This is a genomic window from Pseudomonas rubra (genome assembly GCF_028656935.1).
In the GTDB taxonomy this organism is placed as follows: Bacteria; Pseudomonadota; Gammaproteobacteria; order Pseudomonadales; family Pseudomonadaceae; genus Aquipseudomonas; species Aquipseudomonas rubra.
Map to the genome: position 1 here is coordinate 1 of NZ_JAMDGZ010000082.1, position 4,348 is coordinate 4,348.

3 protein-coding genes and 1 pseudogene are annotated in these 4,348 nt (G+C 57.3%); 2 read left to right on the forward strand and 2 right to left on the reverse strand.

Features of this window, described 5'->3' with window-relative positions; genetic code table 11:
* Positions 1–218: 218 nt before the first annotated feature.
* Positions 219–1,247, forward strand: a pseudogene (locus tag M5G17_RS26820) (YifB family Mg chelatase-like AAA ATPase); the annotation flags it as partial.
* Positions 1,248–1,395: 148 nt separating this feature from the next.
* Here M5G17_RS26820 and M5G17_RS26825 read toward each other — a convergent pair.
* Entirely contained in the window at positions 1,396–1,887 is a 492-nt protein-coding gene (locus tag M5G17_RS26825; protein ID WP_273895877.1) for a helix-turn-helix domain-containing protein, read from the reverse strand.
* 767 nt (positions 1,888–2,654) lie between these two features.
* Here M5G17_RS26825 and M5G17_RS26830 point away from each other — a divergent pair.
* Positions 2,655–3,836, forward strand: coding sequence for a Fic family protein (locus tag M5G17_RS26830; protein ID WP_273895878.1), 1,182 nt, complete (start codon positions 2,655–2,657; stop codon positions 3,834–3,836).
* A gap of 312 nt (positions 3,837–4,148) precedes the next feature.
* On the opposite strand, the gene M5G17_RS26835 is transcribed toward M5G17_RS26830, so the two are convergent.
* On the reverse strand, positions 4,149–4,348 hold a 200-nt coding region (locus M5G17_RS26835; RefSeq protein ID WP_273895879.1), incomplete at its 5' end, for a hypothetical protein.

Sequence of the window (4,348 nt, forward strand, 5' to 3'; positions counted from 1 at the left end):
CGAGCGCCGCCCGCGCGGCGCATCGCCGGCAAGCCGGCTCCCACAGTGGGTCGGTGTACGCCGGACCTGGGGAGTTGGGCTTGCCAGCGATCGAGCGCAAAGCGCTCGCAAAAACACGCCTGTAAAAACCAGACTCACTCTTCCCCGCCCCAATCCGCGCCCCCCCACTACGCTTGCAGAACCGCAGGACGCGGTCTCGTCTTGATCATGGAGCGTTCATGTCCCTCGCCCTTGTCCACAGCCGTGCCCAGGTCGGTGTTTCGGCGCCGGCGGTCAGTGTGGAAGCGCATCTGGCCAACGGCCTGCCAGCACTGACCCTGGTCGGTCTGCCGGAAGCGACCGTGAAGGAAAGCAAGGATCGGGTCCGCAGCGCGATCCTCAATTCCGGCCTGGAGTTCCCTGCCCGGCGCATCACCCTCAACCTCGCACCCGCCGACCTGCCCAAGGATGGCGGGCGTTTCGACCTGGCCATCGCCCTGGGGATTCTCGCTGCCAACGGTCAGTTCCCCATCGCCGCGCTCGACGAGGTGGAATGCCTGGGCGAGCTGGCGCTGTCCGGTGCTATTCGTTCGGTACAAGGGGTGCTGCCCGCAGCCTTGGCCGCACGAGAAGCCGGCCGGGCCCTGGTGGTGCCGCAGGAAAATGCCGAGGAAGCTTGCCTGGCGTCCGGGCTGGTGGTGTTTGCCGTCGGCCATCTGCTGGAGCTGGTCGCCCACTTCAACGGTCAGATCCCGCTCAATCCTTACGCTGCCAACGGTCTGTTGCTGCAAATCCGCCCCTACCCCGACCTCAACGAAGTGCAGGGCCAACAAGCGGCCAAACGCGCCCTACTGGTCGCCGCCGCAGGCGCACACAACTTGCTGTTCAGCGGCCCGCCTGGCACCGGCAAAACCCTGCTCGCCAGCCGCCTGCCCGGCCTGTTGCCACCGCTGGATGAACGCGAAGCGCTGGAGGTGGCGGCTATCCAGTCGGTGGCCAGCCATGTACCGCTGAGCAGTTGGCCGCAGCGCCCGTTCCGTCATCCGCATCATTCGGCCTCCGGGGCTGCGCTGGTGGGCGGTGGCAGCCGACCGCAACCCGGGGAGATCACCCTGGCCCATCACGGCGTGCTGTTCCTCGATGAGTTGCCAGAGTTCGAACGGCGCGTACTGGAGGTGCTGCGCGAACCCCTGGAATCCGGCGAAATCGTCATTGCCCGGGCCAAAGACAAAATCCGCTTCCCGGCACGTTTCCAACTGGTCGCCGCTTTTGTGAGGGAACACGCATAAAGGGAATTAGGTACCGCACGGACGTTCTCAGCAATAAACCGTGGCTGTTCAGTCTTGCGGAAATGCCAGAGTTTGTGGGTGAGCGAGCACTGCTTTTTTGGTGCGGTGCAACTGCATTACTGCGTGCTCACTCCGAGAGCTTTTCTGGGATCTCCTCGCTCCCATCAGTTCGGTGCCAATGTCGATCTACTGTCGTAGTACCTATTCCGAGCTTACGAGCTACGTCGATTTTTCTAAGACCTTCCGCTTGCAATGATCGGATTGCCGTACGAGTGGCCTCGGCGCGCCTACCTCGTACACCCGTGCTTGCAGTGGTGTCTGGCTCACTTTTGAAAACTCCGGTGCGGATGTAGTTGCCAAGCAAACGATCTTGGCTTGCCTGGTAGTCTTCCAGCTTCAGCGCTGCCAAACGGGCTTCAACTGAAAAAAGAACAAGGCTTGGTGCGACGTCCAGGCACTCGCACAGAGCCTTTAGTTTGGCGACTGAAATACTCTGATGGCCTTGTTCAACACTCGCTAGGTAGTCGCGGCTCAGCGCTTGAGCGCAATCCTCCCTCCTAAGCCCGGTAGCGACTCGAATCTCTTTGAGGACCTGCCCTAGGGCTTTCAGATATTCCATCTCTCTTCCGGGTTATTACAAGAGAGAGAATCAGGCCACGCTTTGACACCCCGCATCGCGGAGCTATAACATGTATATGCGGGCTGTTTTCTTCAGCTGGTTATCAGCTCTTCAATCTGAATTCTAGTATCGCGGCCCTTCACCTTGAGAGGGACTGCGGCAAGTGCTGGCGATCTATTCAACCTTAAGCCGAGCCGGCTCACTCGCAATGGTGTAACTAGTGATTTACGTGTTTGATCATAAGAGCCGCGATGTACGCGTAGGGATAAATTGTGAGGTAGAAGGCTTATGCTTCCTCGCAACGATTACTTCAATTCACACAGGCAAGCGCGACCGAGGTGCCCTGATTCGCTGCGCCTACGAGCTTCAGCACTATCTCACCCTCGCTCAGGATGTCGCCGTTGAGGCAGTGCAGATGTTATGCCCACCAACCCTGACTGGTCGGGAGCACTGGAGCTTGGAAGAACTCGTTCAAATAATTTGCTATCGAGGGATCGAAACGGATGAGGGAGCAGTGGTCTACAAAACGTCGATGGGCACCTATAAGCTTGGTGATCTCGATCTGCGGAAGAGGAAAACGCGCCGGGTCTGGTACTCAGAGCAGCGCCTTCGTGCTCACACTCCTCGAGTATCCAATCGCGTTTTGGATTTGAACGAGCCATACCTATATGCGGCCGTGCCCTAATGCTGGTGGTACCGTCGTCATCTGAATTAGAGAAGCGACCGATGGCCTTGGCTGCCGCACCCATATCAGGGGACGACGACAATTGGCATTAACACCCTACATCACACAGGATAGAGCTCCGGGCGACCTGAAGGACGCCGCTCTCGAGCTCATACAGCTCGACGCTTCGTTGAATGCGAATATCCTTGATCCGCTGCGCACCCCGATGATTCACCTGCAACGCCTGGTGAACTCGCATTACAGCAACAAGATCGAGGGGAACTCGGCGTCGCCGGCCGACTTGCTGCTTGCTCAGGAGACTCCAGTAGGCGGTGAAGCAGCACCGGATTTCCTGGAAGTCAAACACCACATCGAAGCTCAAATTCGTTTGTCTATCGATCCAATCGACGCGGCTTCAATCTGCACCCGCGAATCAATCGCGTGCATACATCGCGAGCTTTACAAGGGGCTGCCCGAGAAACACTTGCGTCTCAAGGTTGAGGCGGGCGACGAAAGAGTTCCACTTGTACCGGGCGAAATTCGTAAGCGCGGCGTAAAGGTGGGTCATCACATTCCCCCGCCCGCCGAAGAGATCGGCTCTTACCTTACGTGGTTCGAAAACGCTTATCGGCTAGGTCGTCTACATGGGCTGGCTCCGCTTTTGGCAGCTGCGGGGGGGCACCATCGTTTACTGTGGATCCACCCGTTCACCGACGGCAATGGACGGGCTGGCCGCCTGTTCACTGATCGGTATCTAAAGGACGGCGGCTTGGGTGGTTACGGCCTCTGGTCAGTGAGCCGGGGTTTTGGTCGAGATATTGATGCGTATTATGCCGCCCTGAGAGCTGCCGACCGCGTCCGTAAAGGCAATCTAGACGGCCGTGGTGAGCTATCCGACAGTGGCCTGCTCAAATTCACCGAGTACTTCATCACGACGGCACTGGAACAGGTGCGTTTCGTAAGCTCGCTCCTAGAGCCTCACATACTTAACCATCGCATCGATCATTACTTTCAGATGCGTACATGTTGCGCGCTGCTGATGACGAACGGCAGTGCGCTGCCGATTCTGCGTATTGAAGCGCTTCACCTCTATCGCGACCTGCTTGAGTTCGGGCCTATGCAATATTCAGAGATCCAAGCCAGACTGGGTCTTGGTGAATCCACAACGCGCAATTTGCTCGGCCAGATGTTGACTGAAGGCTTAATCGATATTGACGACGAGAGGCAGGTATCGATGAGGTTATCTGGGTACTCCATCACGACCCTATTTCCTGATTTGTTCTGATCCCAGCCAATTTGAAAAGCCGACTAAAGCGTTGGTTGAGTAGACTGCTTAGCGCTGTGCTATCGCTATAGATTGAGCTGTTCGATGCATCATCGGCCTGTTAACCTTAACGGCTCTGCGATCTAGGGCAAGCACGCACAAGCATGCTTCATCAGCCTTGAACCCATCATGAGCAGAAGCCGACGCAAGACACCTATCTGCGGCATAACCACAGCCGTTAGCGAGCATTTCGACAAGCAAATTTGGCACAGACGCTACCGCAACGCTGTACGGCGACGGCTCGCAAAAGATCCAAATTCAGAGCTCCCTCACTTACGCGAATTCTTCGATCCTTGGTGCATGGGGAAAGACGGCAAACGTTACTACGGAGTGAACCGTCTCGATGAGAAGTTTCTGAGGAAGTAATGCCTGAGGCGATGGTGTATACCGATGCGCGAGTAATGGCCATGCATGACGGTGTTCGATGCTGATATGGCCCACCGTCTGCTTGATCGTAAGCGTCCGGCGAACTC

Bases quoted from the DNA above. Each gene is read 5' to 3' on its own strand.
- M5G17_RS26825 (WP_273895877.1), bottom strand. From the start codon at position 1,887: ATGGAATATCTGAAAGCCCTAGGGCAGGTCCTCAAAGAGATTCGAGTC.